This is a genomic window from Agrobacterium sp. 22094 (assembly GCF_052046015.1).
GTDB classification, from domain to species: Bacteria; Pseudomonadota; Alphaproteobacteria; order Rhizobiales; family Rhizobiaceae; genus Agrobacterium; species Agrobacterium cavarae.
The window spans coordinates 186,258-204,034 of the sequence record NZ_JBQEPX010000003.1; the positions used below are offsets into that span (position 1 = coordinate 186,258).

Annotated in this window: 14 protein-coding genes; 4 read left to right on the plus strand and 10 right to left on the minus strand. The window is 59.3% G+C overall.

Annotated elements, in window-relative coordinates; all coding sequences use genetic code 11:
* The first annotated feature begins 63 nt into the window (after positions 1–63).
* Positions 64–447 (plus strand): hypothetical protein, encoded by a 384-nt coding sequence (locus tag ACTJK5_RS15775; protein ID WP_440598863.1) that lies wholly within the window; start codon positions 64–66, stop codon positions 445–447.
* Between the two features lie 255 nt (positions 448–702).
* Positions 703–1,695, plus strand: coding sequence for an inositol 2-dehydrogenase (iolG, locus tag ACTJK5_RS15780; RefSeq protein ID WP_440598864.1), 993 nt, complete (start codon positions 703–705; stop codon positions 1,693–1,695).
* A 77-nt stretch (positions 1,696–1,772) separates the two neighbouring features.
* Here iolG and iolB read toward each other — a convergent pair whose 3' ends face one another.
* The 9 genes from iolB to ACTJK5_RS15825 all read right to left on the minus strand — a co-directional run bounded on the left by iolB (position 1,773) and on the right by ACTJK5_RS15825 (position 13,810).
* Positions 1,773–2,582, minus strand: coding sequence for a 5-deoxy-glucuronate isomerase (gene iolB, locus ACTJK5_RS15785; RefSeq protein ID WP_440598865.1), 810 nt, complete (start codon positions 2,580–2,582; stop codon positions 1,773–1,775).
* A gap of 16 nt (positions 2,583–2,598) precedes the next feature.
* Entirely contained in the window at positions 2,599–3,498 is a 900-nt protein-coding gene (iolE, locus tag ACTJK5_RS15790) for a myo-inosose-2 dehydratase (protein ID WP_440598866.1), read from the minus strand.
* Positions 3,499–3,500: 2 nt separating this feature from the next.
* Entirely contained in the window at positions 3,501–5,324 is a 1,824-nt protein-coding gene (iolD, locus tag ACTJK5_RS15795) for a 3D-(3,5/4)-trihydroxycyclohexane-1,2-dione acylhydrolase (decyclizing) (protein ID WP_440598867.1), read from the minus strand.
* Positions 5,321–7,246, minus strand: a complete 1,926-nt coding sequence (locus tag ACTJK5_RS15800) for a bifunctional 5-dehydro-2-deoxygluconokinase/5-dehydro-2-deoxyphosphogluconate aldolase (protein WP_440598982.1) — start codon at positions 7,244–7,246, stop codon at positions 5,321–5,323. Before ACTJK5_RS15800 ends, iolD begins: the two co-directional genes overlap by 4 nt.
* A 114-nt stretch (positions 7,247–7,360) precedes the next feature.
* Positions 7,361–8,176 (minus strand): MurR/RpiR family transcriptional regulator, encoded by an 816-nt coding sequence (locus ACTJK5_RS15805; protein WP_062423722.1) that lies wholly within the window; start codon positions 8,174–8,176, stop codon positions 7,361–7,363.
* A 101-nt stretch (positions 8,177–8,277) separates the two neighbouring features.
* The gene (locus tag ACTJK5_RS15810) at positions 8,278–10,281 is read right to left on the minus strand and encodes an acetyl-CoA carboxylase biotin carboxylase subunit (protein ID WP_440598868.1); all 2,004 of its coding nucleotides are present in this window, start codon (positions 10,279–10,281) and stop codon (positions 8,278–8,280) included.
* An 11-nt stretch (positions 10,282–10,292) separates the two neighbouring features.
* Entirely contained in the window at positions 10,293–11,825 is a 1,533-nt protein-coding gene (locus ACTJK5_RS15815; protein ID WP_440598869.1) for an acyl-CoA carboxylase subunit beta, read from the minus strand.
* 91 nt (positions 11,826–11,916) lie between these two features.
* Positions 11,917–12,354 (minus strand): EamA family transporter, encoded by a 438-nt coding sequence (locus tag ACTJK5_RS15820; protein ID WP_440598870.1) that lies wholly within the window; start codon positions 12,352–12,354, stop codon positions 11,917–11,919.
* A 121-nt stretch (positions 12,355–12,475) separates the two neighbouring features.
* The gene (locus ACTJK5_RS15825; RefSeq protein WP_062443951.1) at positions 12,476–13,810 is read right to left on the minus strand and encodes a dicarboxylate/amino acid:cation symporter; all 1,335 of its coding nucleotides are present in this window, start codon (positions 13,808–13,810) and stop codon (positions 12,476–12,478) included.
* Between the two features lie 257 nt (positions 13,811–14,067).
* Here ACTJK5_RS15825 and ACTJK5_RS15830 point away from each other — a divergent pair, with 257 nt between their 5' ends.
* The gene (locus tag ACTJK5_RS15830) at positions 14,068–15,888 is read left to right on the plus strand and encodes a sensor histidine kinase (protein ID WP_274101699.1); all 1,821 of its coding nucleotides are present in this window, start codon (positions 14,068–14,070) and stop codon (positions 15,886–15,888) included.
* A gap of 1 nt (position 15,889) precedes the next feature.
* The gene (locus tag ACTJK5_RS15835; protein ID WP_274101697.1) at positions 15,890–17,245 is read left to right on the plus strand and encodes a sigma-54-dependent transcriptional regulator; all 1,356 of its coding nucleotides are present in this window, start codon (positions 15,890–15,892) and stop codon (positions 17,243–17,245) included.
* 46 nt (positions 17,246–17,291) lie between these two features.
* Here the strand turns inward: ACTJK5_RS15835 and ACTJK5_RS15840 are convergent, their stop codons facing one another.
* Positions 17,292–17,774 carry a BA14K family protein gene (locus ACTJK5_RS15840; protein ID WP_062423727.1) on the minus strand — a complete coding sequence of 161 codons (483 nt, stop codon included), beginning with the start codon at positions 17,772–17,774 and terminating at the stop codon, positions 17,292–17,294.
* Positions 17,775–17,777 lie beyond the last annotated feature (3 nt).

A 17,777-nucleotide genomic window follows, 5' to 3' on the forward strand; every position in this document is an offset into this window, starting at 1 on the left:
CATGATGATCGTCCACGGGCCGGAAGGGCGAGTCGATTATCGGTGGATGCAAGGGACTGCTAAATGACCAAAACGAACGCGGAGCGGCGCTTGAGGACGAACGGCCGCTTGACGATAGCCGTCTTCGGCAAAAGCGACACGCTCACGCCTGCTATCAAGTCTGCGTGGTCTGAGGCATCGATGGTTTTGCAAGGTCCTTACGCCGCGACGTCAGTCCATGATCACGACTGGCATTTCAGCGGCGCAATCATCGATGCGCGATACGGAGCCGAATTGATGTTGCCGTTGATGAAAGACTTGGACAGCAGAGCAATCCCTTACATTTTTTTCGTTCCCCCCAGCGCCCTCACTCACCACCATGGGCCGTTCGTGCTCTCGGACGCTAAAGCTGAAATCAGGCACATCGTTTCCGCGCTTGCAGCCCAGAGCCGCGGCTCTACACATTGAGGCGCTATAGAGTGTCAACATCCTTCGGGCCAGCGCTCTCTATGTGAGCCAATAAGTGTCCGACAGGCCGCAATTCCAGCAGTGAATAGAATAAATATTTCACTGACGCTTCTAATGGAATTTCCACTTGATTTCGCCTTGGCTTGAGCTAGGGTCTTATCGATCGTCATCGACAGAAGATCGGATGATGACAGGGCGCGACCCGCTTCTTAGGCGTGGCCGTCCCGAGGAGGAATTTAGCGTGGAGCAAATGAAATGATCAGGTTCGGTGTGCTGGGTGCGGGCCGTATTGGCAAGGTCCATGCGGCAACGATTGCCGCCAATCCCAAGGCAAAGCTTGCCTATGTCGCGGATGCCTTTCCCGAGGCGGCGGAGCAACTGGCGCTACAGACGGGCGCGCGGGTCGCATCCGTTGAAGAGATTATCGCCGCATCGGATGTCGATGCCGTGCTGATCGCCACCCCGACGCCAAGCCATGCCGATCTGATCGAGGCGGCATCCAAGGCTGGCAAGCATATCCTGTGCGAAAAGCCAGTGTCGCTGTCGGTCGATCGCATCAACCAGTGCCTGGATGTGGTCGAACAGAACAAATCCACGCTGATGATCGGCTTCAACCGCCGCTTCGATAACAACTTCTCGATGGTCGAGCAGCGCCTGCGCAATGGCGATGTCGGAGAGATCGAGATCGTCACCATCATCAGCCGCGATCCCAACCCGCCACCGGCAAGCTATGTGAAGTCCTCCGGCGGTCTATTTCGTGACATGATGATCCACGACTTCGATATGGCCCGCTTCCTGATGGGTGAAGAGTTCGTGGTCGTCAACGCGCTCGGTTCCGCGCTGGTGGACAAGGCTATCGGCGAAGAAGGCGATGTGGATACCGCAGCTGTGCAAATGCAGACGGCATCGGGACGGATCGCAGTGATCACCAATTCCCGCCGTGCGACCTATGGCTACGACCAGCGCATCGAAGTGCATGGCTCGACCGGCATGCTCTCGGCCCGCAACATCCAGAATTCGAGCGTCGAATTGTGGAACGCCAACGGCATTGCCGGCGATCCGGTGCAGAACTTCTTCATCGAGCGCTACGCCCAGGCCTATGCCAACGAGATCAACACCTTCATCGACGCGGTCGATGCCGGCAACACCGCGCCGCGTCCAAGCGGTTTCGACGGTCTGCAGGCGCAGAAATTGGCCGATGCCGCCACCGAAAGCTGGCAGACAGGCAAGCCTGTTCAAATCGTCTGATCGGATTTTTGGACCAACAAAAAACGCTCGCATCGTTGTCTCGGTGCGAGCGTTTTTTTCAGGCAGAGATTGCGCGTTTATGGATTGTCGCGCTTGAAAATCCAGTCGTGATCCGGGTGGTTCTGGAAGCGCCATTTGCGCATCGGTCCGGCCATGACGTTTAGATAGTACATCTCATAGCCATAGGGAGAGCCGCAGGGGTGATGCCCCTTCGGTACCAGAACCACATCGCCGCTTGAGACGGCCATGGTCTCGTCCAGCGAGCCGTCTTCGGTGAAGACGCGCTGGAAGCCGAAGCCCTGCTCCGGATTGAGGCGGTGGTAGTAGGTCTCCTCCAGATAGGTCATCTCCGGATAGTTGTCCTCGTCGTGCCTATGCGGCGGATAGGACGACCAGTGACCGGATGGGGTGAAGACTTCCGTGACCAGCAGGCTATCGGCCACGTCGCGATCTTCCATGGCAATCGGGAAGATGTAACGCGTATTGCCGCCCTTGCCGCGCTCCGCCAGAGTAATTCCCGCCGGTCCAATGACTTGCGCCTCGCGGCCTGGCTTTGCGGGTGCCGTGCACACACCAAGCGCGCAGTCAGTGGTTGCCGTAACGGTCCAGGAAGAGCCCGCCGGGATATAGACGCAATGCGGCGGCTTGCGCTCGAAGACATTCATGCGGTCGCCGAGTTCGCCGAAATTCTTGTCTTCCGACGAGATTTCCGCCTTGCCCTCGACGAGAACGAGAATGACCTCCGTCTCGCCGGTTTGTTCGGTTGCGGTTTCGCCAGGCTTCAGGTGGTAGAGCCCGAAGCCCACATAGCCCCAATCGGCGCTTTCCGGCGTGATGTCATGAACCTTGCCGGATGTGCCGGTGGGTTTGCGCAGCAGATCTGCCATGTGTCGGACCTTTCCTTTAGCCTTTGTCCAGGCCGGCTTCGCGAGCGAAGGCGCGCAACGATTTCAGGCCGAGGCTCTGATACTCGAAAGGATTACGGACATCCGGATCCTGCTCGGCCTCGATCACCAGCCAGCCACTGTAGCCATGCTCTGCGGCAATCTTGAGAACGGGAAGGAAATCGACGCCGCCCTCGCTATCGCCAGGAACAGTGAAGACGCCACGGCGCACACCTTCGAGGAAGGAGAGGCTTTCGTCGCGAACCTGCTTGGCGACGACCGGACGCACGTTCTTGGCGTGGATATGGCCGACGCGACCCATATGCTTCTTCGCCAGCCGCTCCGGATTGCCGCCACCAAAAAGGCAATGGCCGGTATCGAGCAGCAGCTTGGCGTGCGGGCCAGTGTTCTCCATCAGCCGGTCGATCTCGTCTTCGCTCTCGACGATCGTGCCCATGTGATGGTGATAGACGAGCGCGACACCCTGATCGGCCGCATGTTTCGCCAGCGCTTCGACGCCTTCGCCAAAGCGCTTCCATTCGCTGTCGGCGAGCTTCGGGCGGTCATTGACCGGCTTTGCATCCTCGCCGTGGATGGCATTGGAGGTTTCGCAGACGATGATGACCTTGGAGCCCATCGCCTTCAGAAGGTCGAGGGCAGGCTGCATGGCCGCCTTCTCGTCTTCGATGGAGTTGGTCAGAAGGTTGAGCGAATGCCAGCCGGAGACGTAGCGCAGCTTGCGGGGCTCCAGCACAGCCTTAAGGGCTTCCGGTTCCTGTGGGAACTTGTGGCCTTTCTCGATGCCGTCGAAGCCGATCTTGGAGGTTTCGTCCAGGCACTGTTCAAGGCTGATATGGGCGCCGAGCGTGCGGTCGTCGTCATTGCTCCAGGCGATGGGGTTTGTACCGTAAAGGATCATGATCAGCGTCTTTCTTTCAGTGCGGATTCATAGGCTGCACGAGCCTGTTTGACTTCATTGCGTTCAGAGACTTCCGGCACGGCGACATCCCACCAGTATCCCCCGGCATCCGGTGTCGGATAGGGATCGGTATCGATGACGATCACGGTCGGAACCTCCGCGCCACGAGCTGCATCGAGTGCTGTTTCGAGTTCGGCGATTGTCGAGACCTTGTGCGCATCCGCACCCATGCTGGCTGCATGCGCGGTGAAATCGATGGCGATCGGGTTCTTCTGGTTTGTGTGGGCGTAGAGATTGTTGAACTCCGCCCCGCCGGTGCCCATCTGCAGCCGGTTGATGCAGCCATAGCCGCGATTGTCGGTGATGACGACGGTGATCTTCACGCCCATGGCAACGGCAGTGGCGAGTTCCGAATTCATCATCATATAGGAGCCATCGCCCACCATGACGATCACGTCGCGCTCGGGCTCTGCCATCTTGATGCCGAGGCCACCGGCAATCTCATAACCCATGCAGGAGAAGCCATATTCCATGTGGTAGGAAAGCGGCAGCTTCGCCTTCCACAGCTGGTGCAGCTCTCCAGGCATGGTGCCTGCCGCACACATGACGACGGTATTGTCACGCGAGGCGCGCTGTACCGCGCCGATTACCTGCATATCCGTCGGCAGGCTGTTAGCCTCCTTCGGTGCCGCGGTCACGGCGTCGGCCTTGGCGAACCAGTCCTGCTTAAGGCTTGCATCGGGTGCGGAAAAGCGGTGGCTGCCCAAGGCTTCGGTCAGTTTTTCCAGGCCGACTTTTGCATCGGCCGTCAGGCTGATGGCATCGTGCTTGGCGCTGTCATAGGCTTGCACGTTAAGTGCAAGTAGTTTGCGCGCCGGGTTCTTGAAGAGCGCCCAGGAGCCGGTGGTGAAATCCTGAAAACGGGTTCCGACACCGAAGACGAGATCGGCCTTTTCTGCAATCGCATTGGCGCTCGATGCACCCGTCACACCAGCGGGACCGAAATTCATCTCGTGATCCCAGGCCAGCGCGGATTTGCCGGCCTGAGTCTCGATGACGGGTATGGAGTGGCGCTCGGCGAAGCTCTTCAGCGTCTCGGTCGCGCCAGAAAAATGCACGCCGCCGCCTGCGACGATGATCGGGTTCTTCGCGGCTTTGAGGGCTGCGATCGCCTCTTCGAGTTCGGCTCTGTCGGGCTCGGGGCGGCGCTGGCGCCAGACCTTCTTGTCGAAGAAGCTTTCCGGATAATCATAGGCTTCGGCCTGCACATCCTGGCAGAAGGAGAGTGTCACAGGACCGCAATCGGCGGGGTCCGTCATGGTGCGGAAGGCGCGTGGCAATGCGGTCAGAAGCTGTTCGGGGCGCATGATCCGGTCAAAATAGCGGCTCACCGGCTTGAAGCAGTCATTGGCCGAGATCGTGCCGTCGTTGAAGTCTTCGATCTGCTGAAGCACCGGATCCGGCCCACGGTTGGCGAAGACATCGCCGGGGATCAGCAGGACGGGCAGGCGGTTCACATGCGCAAGGGCGGCAGCGGTTACCATGTTCAACGCGCCGGGACCGATCGACGATGTGACCGCCATCGTCCGGCGGCGGCCAAGTTGCTTGGTGTAGGCAATCGCCGCATGCGCCATGGATTGCTCGTTCTGGCCGCGATAGGTCGGCAGTTCCTCGCGGATGCCATAAAGGGCCTCGCCCATGCCAGCTACGTTGCCGTGGCCGAAGATCGCCCAGACGCCGGCGATGTAAGGCTCGCCATCCTCATTCATTTGGGCTGCCAGGTAACGCACAAGCGCCTGTGCCGCCGTCAATCGTACCGTCTTCACGCTGCCTCTCCCTTTACATGCGCGGCGCGCGCCTTGTCCCAAATCCGGCAAAGCGCATCATAACGGGCTGCCATGTCGGCAACCGCCTCCTCGTCACTCACCTTGCCCGCAAGCCAGTTGCGTGCGGCCTCGGCAAAGATCGTGCGACCCACGGCAAATCCTTTCACCAGATCGAAGCCTGCCGCCAGCCTGAAACTCTCCTCCAACTCGCTCTGCGGCGCCTCCAGGCCGAGAACCACAATGCCACGAACGTAAGGATCATGACGTTTTACCGCATCGGTCGCCTGACGCCAGGCTTCCTCGCTCTTCAAAGGCTCAAGCTTCCACCAGTCTGGATAGACGCCGATCTCGTAGAAGCGGTCTATGATGCGGGCAGTCGTTTCATCATCGATCGGTGCCACCTTGGAAGGGATGACTTCCAGCAGAAATTCCAGCCGGTTGCGGCGCGCAGCGGCAAAGAGACGCGAGACCGTCTCTTCCTGCTCGGCGCGCATCGCCTCGTCATCGTCCGGATGGTAGAAGCACAGCACCTTGACCACATGTTCGGCCGGCCATTCGTTCAGACCGCCGCAATCGGGCCCAAGATCCGGCTCCAGAGTCAATGGGCGCGAGCCCGGCCATTCTGCGGGACGGCCGATCCACAGGCCTGAGCCTGCGGCCTGATAGAGAGCGTCGCGGCCAAGACGACCATCGCAGAGAATGCCGTAACCGGCATTGCCACCGGCCACCTGATGGGCAGCCTTCAGGCAAAGCTCCTTGAAGGAGCCGATCTTCTTGTCGTCGACGCCGACGTCCTTTGCGATGGCTTCCAGTTGCATGCGGTGATCGAAGGCGAAGACGCGCATGGTGCTCCAGTCGCCTTTGCGATTGGTGGCCCAATGCACCTGTTCCAGCGCGTCGTCCTTGCGCAGCGCCTTGTTGCGAATGCCCGTGCGGAAGAAATATTGCAGCTCCTCCCAGCTTGGATAGGCGGGCGTGCAGCCATGTCGCGACACAGCGAAAGCGCCGCAGGCATTGGCGTATTTCAATGTGGTCGGCCAATCTTCGCCGCGCAGCCATCCGCGAAAGAGGCCTGCCATGAAGCCATCACCGGCTCCCAGCACGTTGAAGACTTCGATGGGGAAGCCTTCGCCGCTTTCGCCATCGTCGAGACTGCCTGGAATGTCGCCTGGAAAGACCACTGCTCCCATCGGTCCGCGCTTGCAGACGAGCGTGGCGTTGGAAACAGCCCGCACGGCGCGCAGCGCTTCCAGAGTATTGGTAGAGCCACCGGCGATGTGAAACTCTTCCTCGGTGCCGACGATGAGGTCGAAGAGGGTGAGGGTGGATTGCAGCTTCTGCGTCACCTTCGCCGATTCCACGAAGCGGCTTTCGCCGTCACCATGACCAGCCACACCCCAGAGGTTCGGGCGGTAATCGATGTCGAGCGCCGTCTTCGCGCCGCTGCCCCGTGCCAGCCGCAACGCCTTCAGAACCGCCGCTTCCGTGCGCGGATGAGAAAGATGCGTGCCGGTCGCGCAAACGCAGTTCGCGTCGGCGATGAAAGCAGGGTCGATGTCGTCTTCGCTCAGCGCCATATCGGCGCAGTTCTCGCGATAGAAGATCAGTGGGAACTGCTGCTGGTCGCGGATGCCGAGAATGACGAGTGCGGTCAGGCGCTCCTTGTCGGTCTGCACGCCGCGAATATCGACGCCTTCGCGCACCAATTGTTCGCGGATGAAGCGACCCATGTGCTCGTCGCCGACGCGGGTAATGACGGCACTCTTCAGACCAAGTCGTGCGGCACCTGCTGCAATGTTGGTCGGAGAGCCACCGATGTATTTGTTGAAGGAGGACATGTCCTCCAGACGTCCGCCGATCTGCGCGCCGTAAAGATCGACCGACGAGCGGCCGATCGTGATGAGATCGAGTGTCTTCACGATCTGTCTCCTCCGCGCTGTCAGCGCTACAAAGGACGGAACTAAATATCCGTCACTTTTCTCCCTCGTTTATATTTGGACTATAAATTCTATTTTTTCTATTTTCAATACGAATATTCAATTTTGTCGGTGCGTTCCCACACCGACTGCAAGGGCAATGGCGATGCAGAGGGTCGCCGACAGAGAACGGAATGCGCCGAAATCGACCTCTGACACGGTCAGCACTGTGGCATCGAATTGTCGTAGCGGATTGACAGCCGTATCGGTGATCGCCACGACCGGAATCTTTCGGGCACGGCTTGAGGAAACGATCTCCATCGTCTCAGCCGAATAGGGCGCAAAGGTGATGGCGAGAACCACATCGCCCTGGCGGATTGCATTGGCGCTCTGCAGCTGGCCGACAGAGGCATGCAGCATGGAGGGCACTTGCATCTTCTCGAAAGCGTAGGCGAGATAGCTTGCGACCGGGAAGGAGCGGCGCAAGCCGACGATGTGGATCATCTGCGCGTCGGCCAGCACCTGGATTGCGGCCTCAAAAGCAGACTGATCGACGGTTTTCAGCAGGTTTTCCAGCGATGCACGCCCGGCTTCGACAAATTCCGCCAGAAGCCGTCCGCCACTGTCTTCACCCTTGTCGCGCAGGTTGGTGAGCCGCGTATCGTAATCCGGCCAGCGGCCGGAATAGCTTTCCTTGAACAGTCGCTGCATTTCGGAGAAGCCGGAAAAGCCTAAAATCTGGCAGAAGCGCATGAAGGCGGAAGGCTGGACTCCTGCCGCTTCCGCCATTTCAGCCACGGTGGAAACGGCGATCCGGTCGGTATTGGCTGCGACATAATCCGCGCACTGCCGCAATCTCTTCGGCAGTTTCGGCGCAACCTCGACAAGTCTCTCCTCAAACTCCTTCACCGTTGCCGGTGCAGCAAGATCCTGCATCTCGTTTCACTCCCCCAAAAATGAAATCGTCTCTCCTGGATTGGAATATCTATTCCAGAAAAGGCAGGACAGGGAAGCGGAATCTTAGGTGGGTACCCTCGTCAATCGAATTGCAGGATCACCTCATCGACGGCAAGGCTGTCACCAGCCTTCACGCAAACCCTGGCGACGCGGCCCTTGCGCTCGGCGCGAAGAATGTTTTCCATCTTCATCGCCTCCACGGTTGCCAGCGCCTGTCCGGCCTCGACCTCATCCCCCTCCGCGACCGAGATCGAGGTAATGACGCCTGGCATGGGGCAGAGCAGCATCTTCGATGTGTCCGGCGGCAGCTTTTCCGGCATGAGACGCGCAAGTTCGGCGACGCGAGGGCTGCGAACCTGGGCGATGATGTCCACACCATGCCAACGCAATCGGATGGCGGATGGCGACAGATCGATCTTTACCGCCAGAACCGTATCGCCCAGCCGGAACATGCCAAGGCTGCGGCCCGGCAGCCAGTCCGTTTCGACAGCCAGCCTCTCGCCCCCCTCGACTTGAGTCACGATATGATCGCCCTCGAGATCAACGGAAATCCGGTGCTCGGTTTTACCGAGTTGAACCACCCAGTCCTTGCCGACAATGCGGCGATGGTTGCCGATGGTGCCGGAGATCTGCGCTGCGCGGCTCTGCGCATGATGATGAATGACCGCAGCAATCGCGGCCAGTCGTTCATCGGCTTGCGTCTGCGGCTCCACTCCGGAAAAGCCGTCTGGAAATTCCTCGGCTATAAAGCCGGTGGTCAGATTGCCGGAACGGAAACGAGGATGCTGCATGACCGCGGAAAGGAAGGGCAGGTTATGCCCGATGCCCTCGACTTCGAACCGATCAAGCGCCTCGCCCATGGCATCGATCGCGGAGAGCCGTGTCTCGCCCCAACTGCAGAGCTTGGCGATCATCGGGTCGTAATACATCGAGATTTCGCCGCCCTCAAAGACGCCGGTATCATTGCGAAGGATCGTGCCATTCTCCTGGCGGCCCTCTTCCGGGGGACGGTAGCGGGTTAATCGACCGATGGAGGGCAGGAAGTTGCGGTAAGGGTCTTCCGCATAAAGCCGGCTCTCGATCGCCCAGCCTTTGAGCTTGATGTCCGGTTGGGAGAGAGACAGTTTTTCGCCCGCTGCCACCCGGATCATCTGCTCCACGAGATCGATGCCGGTCACAAGTTCGGTGACGGGGTGCTCCACCTGAAGCCGGGTGTTCATTTCCAGGAAGTAGAAGTTGCGGTCGCCATCGACGATGAATTCCACCGTGCCAGCGGAGAAATAACCGACCGCCTTGGCCAGCGCGACAGCCTGCTCGCCCATCGCCTTGCGCGTCGCCTCATCGAGAAACGGAGACGGCGCCTCCTCGATCACCTTTTGGTTTCGGCGTTGAATGGAGCATTCCCGTTCGCCGAGATAGAGCACGGTACCGTGCTGATCACCGAGAACCTGAATTTCGATGTGACGCGGCTGTGTGACGAATTTTTCGATGAAAATCCGGTCGTCACCGAAAGATGCTTTTGCTTCGTTGCGTGATGACTGGAAACCCTCGCGCGCCTCGCTATCGTTCCAGGCAATGCGCATGCCCTTGCCGCCGCCGCCGGCCGATGCCTTGATCATCACCGGGTAGCCGATCTCGGATGCGATGCGGACGGCTTCATCGGCAGTCTCGATCAAACCCATATGGCCGGGAACGGTGGAGACACCTGCCTCGGCGGCCAGCTTCTTGGAGGTGATCTTGTCTCCCATCGCTTCGATGGCTCTGACCGGCGGGCCGATGAAGGCAACGCCTTCCTTTTCCAGAGCCGCCGCGAAAGCCGGATTCTCAGAGAGAAAGCCATAGCCCGGATGCACCGCGTCAGCACCCGTTTTGCGAATGGCCTCGAGGATCTTGTCGATCACGATATAGGACTGGTTGGAGGGTGCGGGGCCGATATGCACCGCTTCGTCGGCCTCGCGCACATGCAGCGCATTGGCATCCGCATCGGAATACACCGCGACCGTTGCGATGCCCATCTTCTTTGCGGTGCGAATGACGCGGCAGGCGATTTCGCCGCGATTGGCAATGAGGATTTTCTTGAACATAGGCTTCATCCTCACAACGGAATCGTATCGTGTTTTTTCCAATGCGTCGTCACCTGCTTGTTGCGCAGGGACGCAAAGGCGCGGGCGATGCGGCGTCGCGAGGAATGCGGCATGATGACTTCATCGATGAAGCCACGTTCGGCAGCGACGAAAGGATTGGCGAAACGCTCTTCATATTCGCGCGTCCGTTCCGCGATTTTGTCAGGGTCCGATAGTTCGGAGCGGTAGAGAATTTCAGCCGCACCCTTGGCGCCCATCACGGCAATCTCCGCCGTCGGCCAGGCATAGTTGATGTCGGCGCCGATATGTTTCGACGCCATGACATCATAGGCGCCGCCATAGGCCTTGCGGGTAATCAGCGTCACCATCGGTACCGTTGCTTCGGAATAAGCGAAGAGCAGCTTGGCGCCGTGCTTGATGACGCCGCCATATTCCTGCGCGACACCCGGCAGGAAGCCCGGCACATCCACCAGGGTCAGGATCGGAATGTTGAAGGCGTCGCAGAAGCGCACGAACTTTGCCGCCTTGCGGGAGCTGTCGATATCCAGGCAACCGGCCAGCACCATGGGCTGGTTGGCGACGACGCCGACGGTCTCGCCTTCAAGGCGGACGAAACCGGTAATGATGTTTCTGGCAAAGGCCTCCTGCAATTCGAAGAAATCGCCTTCGTCCGCAATCGCGTGGATCAGCTCCTTCATGTCATAGGGCTTGTTGGAACTGTCCGGGATCAAGGTATCGAGCTTCGCCTCAAGGCGGGCCGGATCGTCATGGAACGGTCGCGTCGGCGGCTTCTCCCGGTTGTTGTTGGGGAGAAAATCGAACAGCGCGCGCACCGCTTCCAGCGCCTCGATGTCGTTCTCATAGGCGCCATCGGCAACAGAAGATTTTTTCGTGTGGGTGGTGGCGCCACCCAGTTCCTCGGCGGTGACGATCTCATTGGTGACGGTCTTCACAACGTCCGGACCGGTGACGAACATGTAGGAGGTATCGCGCACCATGAAGATGAAGTCGGTCATGGCGGGCGAATAGACTGCACCGCCCGCGCAAGGACCCATGATGACGGAGATCTGCGGCACCACGCCGGACACTTCCGCGTTGCGACGGAAAACTTCCGCATAGCCCGCAAGCGACGAGACGCCTTCCTGGATGCGCGCACCGCCGGAATCGTTCAAGCCGATCACAGGGGCACCGACGCGCACCGCCATATCCATGATCTTGCAGATTTTTTGTGCGTGGGTTTCCGACAAGGAGCCGCCAAGCACGGTAAAATCCTGGCTGAACACATAGACCTGCCGTCCGTTGATCGTGCCCCAGCCGGTAACGACGCCATCGCCAGCCACCTTCTGATCCGCCATGCCGAAATCCACCGCCCGGTGGGTCACATACATGTCGTATTCTTCGAAGGAGCCTTCATCCAGCAGCACGTCGAGGCGTTCGCGCGCCGTCAGCTTGCCTTTGGCGTGCTGCGTATCGATACGTTTTTGCCCGCCGCCCAGACGAGCCTCGGCGCGGCGGCTTTCCAGTTCTTGAAGGACTGAACGCATAAGACCTCCCTGTCGCATTCGCCGACAAGTCTTAAAGCCTTATTCGCAAAATGGAAATGTCGGCCTTCGTCGCAGACGGAACATACACCAGCTAGCCGCGATAGGCGACGAGCACTGCCCCGCAGGCAATTAGGATCACGCCGAGCCAGTAGGGAAGAGAGAGCCGTTCGCCCAGAAAGAGAACCGCAAACACCGCGACGAAGACCACGCTGAGCTTGTCGATTGGCGCAACGCGCGCGGCATCGCCGATCTTCAGGGCACGGAAATAGCAGATCCAGGATGCACCGGTCGCAAGCCCGGAGAGGACGAGGAAGAGCCAGGTGCGCGGCGTAATCGTCGCCGGGCTTTGCCAGTTCCCGGTAACGTAGACCATCAAGCCTGCAGCCAGAAGAATGACGATGGTTCGGATGAAAGTGGCGAAATCGGAGTTGACGTTTTCGATGCCGATCTTGGCGAAGATGGCGGTCAGTGCGGCGAAAGCGGCCGAAAGAAGAGCCCAGACTTGCCAGGAGAGAAACAGGTTTTTCATCATCGAGCACCGTTGAGGAGAGGAGTGGTATTCATCCTTACCAAGCCGGGGCCGGAAGAGAAGAGGCCCGCCTCGAATGATCGAAGCGGGCCTCTGTATGTATTGATTCTAAGGGCGTTTCTTACTCTGCCGGAACCCCAAGCGCGGTCGGATCGTCGACGACTTTGGGCTCTTCGCCTCTCAGCACCGTTGCCAGCTGCTCCTGGTCGAGTTCGCCTTCCCAACGGGCAACAACGATGGTTGCGACCGCGTTGCCGACGAAGTTGGTCAGTGCGCGGCATTCCGACATAAAGCGGTCGATGCCGAGGATCAGCGCCATGCCGGCGACCGGTACGGATGGCACGACCGAGAGTGTGGCCGCGAGCGTGATGAAGCCAGCACCGGTGATGCCTGCGGCACCCTTGGAGCTCAGCATGGCAACGAGCAGCAGGAGAACCTGTTCACCGAAGGACAGGTGGATACCCGTTGCCTGTGCGATGAAGAGGGCAGCGAGCGTCATGTAGATGTTCGTGCCATCGAGGTTGAAGGAGTAGCCGGTCGGAATGACGAGGCCAACGACAGAACGCTTGCAGCCAGCCTTTTCCATCTTGCTCATCAGGCCCGGAAGGGCTGCTTCCGAAGAGGATGTGCCGAGAACGAGCAGCAGCTCTTCCTTGATGTAGCGGATCAGCGCCAGGATGGAGAAGCCGTTATAGCGGCAGACGGCACCCAGAATGACGAGCACGAAGATCAGCGACGTCAGGTAGAAGGTGCCGATCAGCATGGCGAGGTTGGTGACCGATGCAATGCCGTATTTGCCGATGGTGAAGGCCATGGCGCCAAACGCACCGATCGGAGCAGCCTTCATCAGGATCGCGACCAGCTTGAAGATCGGATACATCAGAGCATGCATGAAATCGACGACAGGCTTGCCACGCTCTCCGACGATGCCGAGCGAAATGCCGAACAGAACGGAGAAGAACAGCACCTGAAGAATATCGCCTTCTGCGAAAGCGCCGACGATCGTCGTCGGGATGATGTTCATCAGGAAGCCGGTGATGGACTGCTCATGCGCCTTGGCGGCGTAGGTGGCAACGGCCTTGCCGTCCAGCGTGGACGGATCGATGTTCATGCCGGCACCCGGCTGAACGACGTTGGCGACGATCATGCCGACAATGAGCGCCAGGGTGGAGAAGGTTATGAAGTAGATCATCGCCTTGCCGGCAACGCGGCCGACCTTCTTCATGTCGTTCATGCCGGCAATGCCGGTTGCGACTGTGAGGAAGATCACGGGTGCGATGATCATCTTGACCAGGCGGATGAAACCATCACCAAGCGGCTTCAGCTGTTCGCCGAGAGCGGGATAAAAGTGGCCGAGCGCAATACCTGCGGCAATGGCGACGATGACCTGGAAATAGAGATGCCGGTAAAAAGGCAGTCTGGCGTGGCTTTCGGCCACGGCTGTGCTGTCAATCATTGTAGTTCCTCCTCGGCTTAACCCTGCCCTGACGGCCTCCCGGGTTTGCCTTTGCGTTTTGCCCGGCCCTCTGCCGTTCGGAAATACAAGAGCAAGTAGCGTGCCAGTTCGACTTTCTGGGAATAAATTACTGAAAAATATGTATTTTATTTTGAGTTGAATCAGGAACCGTTTTCACAAGTGTGTTTTCCCGCTCAACATCTCTTGTGTTTTGTGTGGATTCCCGCACATTGGGGCGATGGGTTTCGAGCAATACAATGTCCACTTTCTTAAATAGTAGCCGCTTCCGCTGGATGGCCTTTGCTCTGATGTGGGTCATCATTGGCTTCGGCGCCTTCGTGGCTGCCGACAAGATCGGGCGCGTCCAAGCGACGAAACGGTTGATTGCCGATTCCACCACGGACGCCGAGCTGAAAACGGCTTTGCTAAATGTGGCACTGGAGCGCCCGCGCGTCCTGCCGCTCGTCCTCTCCCGAGACAGGGATATCACCGAAGCATTGGAGAATGGCGGCGCGGCCGTCCAGCGTCTGGATGAAAAGCTGGAGGGGCTGATCGAGGGCACGCAGGCCTCGGTCATCTATGTGACGGATGCGAAGGGCGTCACCATCGCGTCCAGCAATTGGCAGACGCCCGAGAGTTTCGTTGGCTCCAATTATGCCTTCCGGGACTATTTTCGCAGAGCCATGGAAACGGGCATGGCGGAGCATTACGCGCTTGGCAATGTCAGCCGCCGGCCAGGTCTCTATATATCGCGGCGGATCGATGGGGCAGATGGAAGGCCGCTCGGCGTCGTCATCGCCAAGGTGGAATTCAATCGGCTTGAGACCGACTGGAATATCGGCGGGCGTCCCGTTTATATCGTCGATTCCAACGGCGTGGTGCTGATGACAAGCATACCCGAATGGCGGTTCAAGACGGTGGCGCCGATCGACGAAGACAAACGGCGGATGATTTCCGCCAGTCTTCAATTCGGAGAGGAAGCGCTCTCTCCCTTGCCGGTGACCGTGCGATCCAAACTCGGTCCGGATGTGGCGCTGGTTGAGGTCAACTCCCCGCCAGCGCTGAGAGGAGATTATCTTCGTCTGGAGCTCCCCGTTCCGACGACCAGATGGTCATTGCATTATCTTCAGCCCGTGACGCCGACGACCAATGCCGCGATACGCGAAAGCCGGATCATTGCCCTTGCTGCCCTTATGCCGCTCTTTGCGCTCTCGGCAATCTGGCTTCGGCGTCGGTTGAAGGCGGAGCAGGCACAGGCTGCTGCAGAGCGCGCGCGGGCAGAGCTGGAGCGCCGCGTGCAGGAGCGCACTGTCGATCTGACCATGGCGCGCGACAAGCTTCAGGCCGAAATTCTGCGACACGAACAGACTGGTAAAGAGTTGCAGAGCGTTCAGCACGATCTCGTCCAGGCAAACCGGCTCTCGATTCTTGGCCAGGTGGCGGCGGGCGTCGCGCATGAGATCAATCAGCCCGTGGCGACCATTCGCGCCTATGCGGACAATGCGCGCGTACTTTTGAAGCGAAAGCGTGCCGAAGAGGCGGATGAGAACCTAGAGAATATCGCTGCACTGACCGAGCGCATCGGCGTCATCACCAGCGATCTCAAAATCCTTGCCCGCAAGGGAAGGACCGCAGCAGAGCCCGTCAGCCTTCGCCTGGTTGTGGAAGGGGCGGTGGTGTTGTTACGCAGCCGCTTTTCCGGTCGCATGGACATTCTCGATCTCGATCTTCCCGATGAGAGCGTCAAGGTGATGGGAAGCCGCATCCGCCTGGAGCAGATCGTCATCAATCTCCTGCAGAACGCGCTCGAAGCCGTCGAGGAGAAGACTGATGGTCGCGTCGACGTCCGGGTCGAGGAGGAAAAGGACGACGTTGTGCTGAAGGTTCGCGATAACGGACCCGGCATCGCTGCGCCAATTCTCGAGCAGCTTTTCTCTCCCTTCAACACGTCGAAGGAAGGCGGGCTTGGTCTCGGCCTCGTCATCTCCAGCGATATCGCCTCGGATTATGGTGGCCGGATCGAGGTCGATACCGGCGAAAGCGGCACATGTTTCTCAGTCTATTTGAAGCGGGCGTGACATGACGGTGATGGGAACGGTCTACCTGGTGGATGATGACTCGCAGCTTCGCAAGGCGATGCGGCAGACGCTTGAACTCGAAGGCATGACGGTGATGCCTTTCCCCAAGGCAGAGATGGCGCTTGACGCTCTGGAAGAAAATTTCGACGGTGTGATCGTCACTGATGTGCGCATGCCCGGCATGGATGGCCTGCAGTTTTTCGAGCATGTCCGGAAGATCGACGCGGATCTGCCGGTCATTCTGATCACCGGCCATGGCGATGTGCCGATGGCGGTTAGTGCGTTGCAAAACGGCGCTTACGATTTTATTGCCAAGCCCTTTCCCGCCGAGCGCATGGTGGAAAGTGTGCGCCGTGCGCTGGAGAAGCGCCGGCTGGTGATGGAAAACAGGGCGCTGAAGCAGGCGGCGGAACAGTCGATCGACGACATGCCGCTGCTTGGCCAGACGCCTGCGATGGAGCGCCTGCGCAATACCTTGCGCCACATCGCCGATACGGATGTGGATGTGCTGGTGGCGGGAGAGACTGGCAGCGGCAAGGAAGTGGTGGCAACTGCCCTGCACCGCTGGAGCAAGAAGCGCAGCCACGGAAACTTCGTGGCGTTGAACTGCGGTGCCTTGCCGGAAACCGTCATCGAAAGCGAGCTCTTCGGCCATGAGGCCGGTGCCTTTACCGGTGCGCAGAAGAAGCGCATCGGCCGCATCGAATATTCGAGCGGCGGGACGCTGTTTCTGGACGAGATCGAAAGCATGCCGCCTGCTCTCCAGGTGAAGATGCTGCGCGTGCTGGAAATGCGCGAGGTATCTCCGGTCGGCTCAAACGAGGAGCGTTCCGTCGATATTCGTGTCGTCGCCGCCGCCAAGGTGGATCTCGGGGATCCCGAGCAGCGCAAGGATTTTCGCGAGGATCTCTATTACCGTTTGAATGTGGTGACGCTCTCCATCCCGCCACTGCGCGAGCGGCGTGCCGACATACCGCTGCTTTTTTCTCACTTCGTCAGCAAGGCTTCCAGCCGCTTCGGCATGCCGGTGCCGCAGATCGGGGCATCCGTTTCGCGCTACCTCAACGAACACCAATGGCCGGGCAATGTGCGTGAACTCGGACATTTCGCCGAGCGTGTGGTGCTGGGACTGGAAGGCGGGCAGCCGCAGATTTCCAGCCCGGCTGCGATATCGAGTGGATCAGGTACGCTTTCCGAACGCATGGATCGGCAGGAGGCGGACATCATTCGCGAAACACTGGAGAAGCATCAGGGTGACGTTGCCGAAACCATCGCGGCGCTCGGAATTGCGCGCAAGACCTTTTACGACAAGCTGCAGCGCCATAACATAAACCGCTCGGATTACGTCCCCAAATGAGGGTCATCCGAGCGGTTCAAGTTCTTAAAAATCCAGGATGTAGTGGTCAGCCTGCGACGCAGAAGTGACTGTTTCCATCATTGCCGATATAGGTACCGCTGTTCGGATTGAAGCTGCGGTAACGCTGCGAGCAATAGTTATACCAGGACTGAGACCACGGTTCGATCGTGCGGTAAACCTGACGCTGTCTGTAGACAGGGCGGGGCTCGTAAACCGGCTGGGCGCGATAGACCGGGCGGGGTGCCGGACGATACTCGCGATAGTCCGGATCATCATATGTGTAGCTGGGCTGATAGGTCTGGTAACGGCGGACCGGAGGAGGCTCGGCATAGACCGGCTCTTCCTCATAGCGCGGCTGCGACAGGGCAGAGCCGACAGCGACACCGGCAGCGAGGCCAAGAACACCGCCGATGATGGCTGCGTCGCGATTTCTGTGACGCCAGTCGCCAGCAGATGCCGTGTTCAAGGGTGCCAGGACGGTTGCAGATACCGCAAGGGCCAGAAGAGATTTAGCTGCAATCGAAGCCATGTT

What these genes read in the sequence shown, in the direction of transcription:
- ACTJK5_RS15805 (WP_062423722.1), bottom strand. Translation starts at nt 8,176, where the DNA reads ATGCAGGATCTTGCTGCACCGGCAACGGTGAAGGAGTTTGAGGAGAGA.
- ACTJK5_RS15775 (WP_440598863.1), top strand. Translation starts at nt 64, where the DNA reads ATGACCAAAACGAACGCGGAGCGGCGCTTGAGGACGAACGGCCGCTTG.
- ACTJK5_RS15825 (WP_062443951.1), bottom strand. Translation starts at nt 13,810, where the DNA reads ATGATTGACAGCACAGCCGTGGCCGAAAGCCACGCCAGACTGCCTTTT.
- ACTJK5_RS15815 (WP_440598869.1), bottom strand. Translation starts at nt 11,825, where the DNA reads ATGCGTTCAGTCCTTCAAGAACTGGAAAGCCGCCGCGCCGAGGCTCGT.
- iolB (WP_440598865.1), bottom strand. Translation starts at nt 2,582, where the DNA reads ATGGCAGATCTGCTGCGCAAACCCACCGGCACATCCGGCAAGGTTCAT.
- ACTJK5_RS15820 (WP_440598870.1), bottom strand. Translation starts at nt 12,354, where the DNA reads ATGAAAAACCTGTTTCTCTCCTGGCAAGTCTGGGCTCTTCTTTCGGCC.
- iolE (WP_440598866.1), bottom strand. Translation starts at nt 3,498, where the DNA reads ATGATCCTTTACGGTACAAACCCCATCGCCTGGAGCAATGACGACGAC.
- ACTJK5_RS15830 (WP_274101699.1), top strand. Translation starts at nt 14,068, where the DNA reads ATGTCCACTTTCTTAAATAGTAGCCGCTTCCGCTGGATGGCCTTTGCT.
- ACTJK5_RS15810 (WP_440598868.1), bottom strand. Translation starts at nt 10,281, where the DNA reads ATGTTCAAGAAAATCCTCATTGCCAATCGCGGCGAAATCGCCTGCCGC.
- ACTJK5_RS15835 (WP_274101697.1), top strand. Translation starts at nt 15,890, where the DNA reads ATGACGGTGATGGGAACGGTCTACCTGGTGGATGATGACTCGCAGCTT.
- iolG (WP_440598864.1), top strand. Translation starts at nt 703, where the DNA reads ATGATCAGGTTCGGTGTGCTGGGTGCGGGCCGTATTGGCAAGGTCCAT.
- ACTJK5_RS15840 (WP_062423727.1), bottom strand. Translation starts at nt 17,774, where the DNA reads ATGGCTTCGATTGCAGCTAAATCTCTTCTGGCCCTTGCGGTATCTGCA.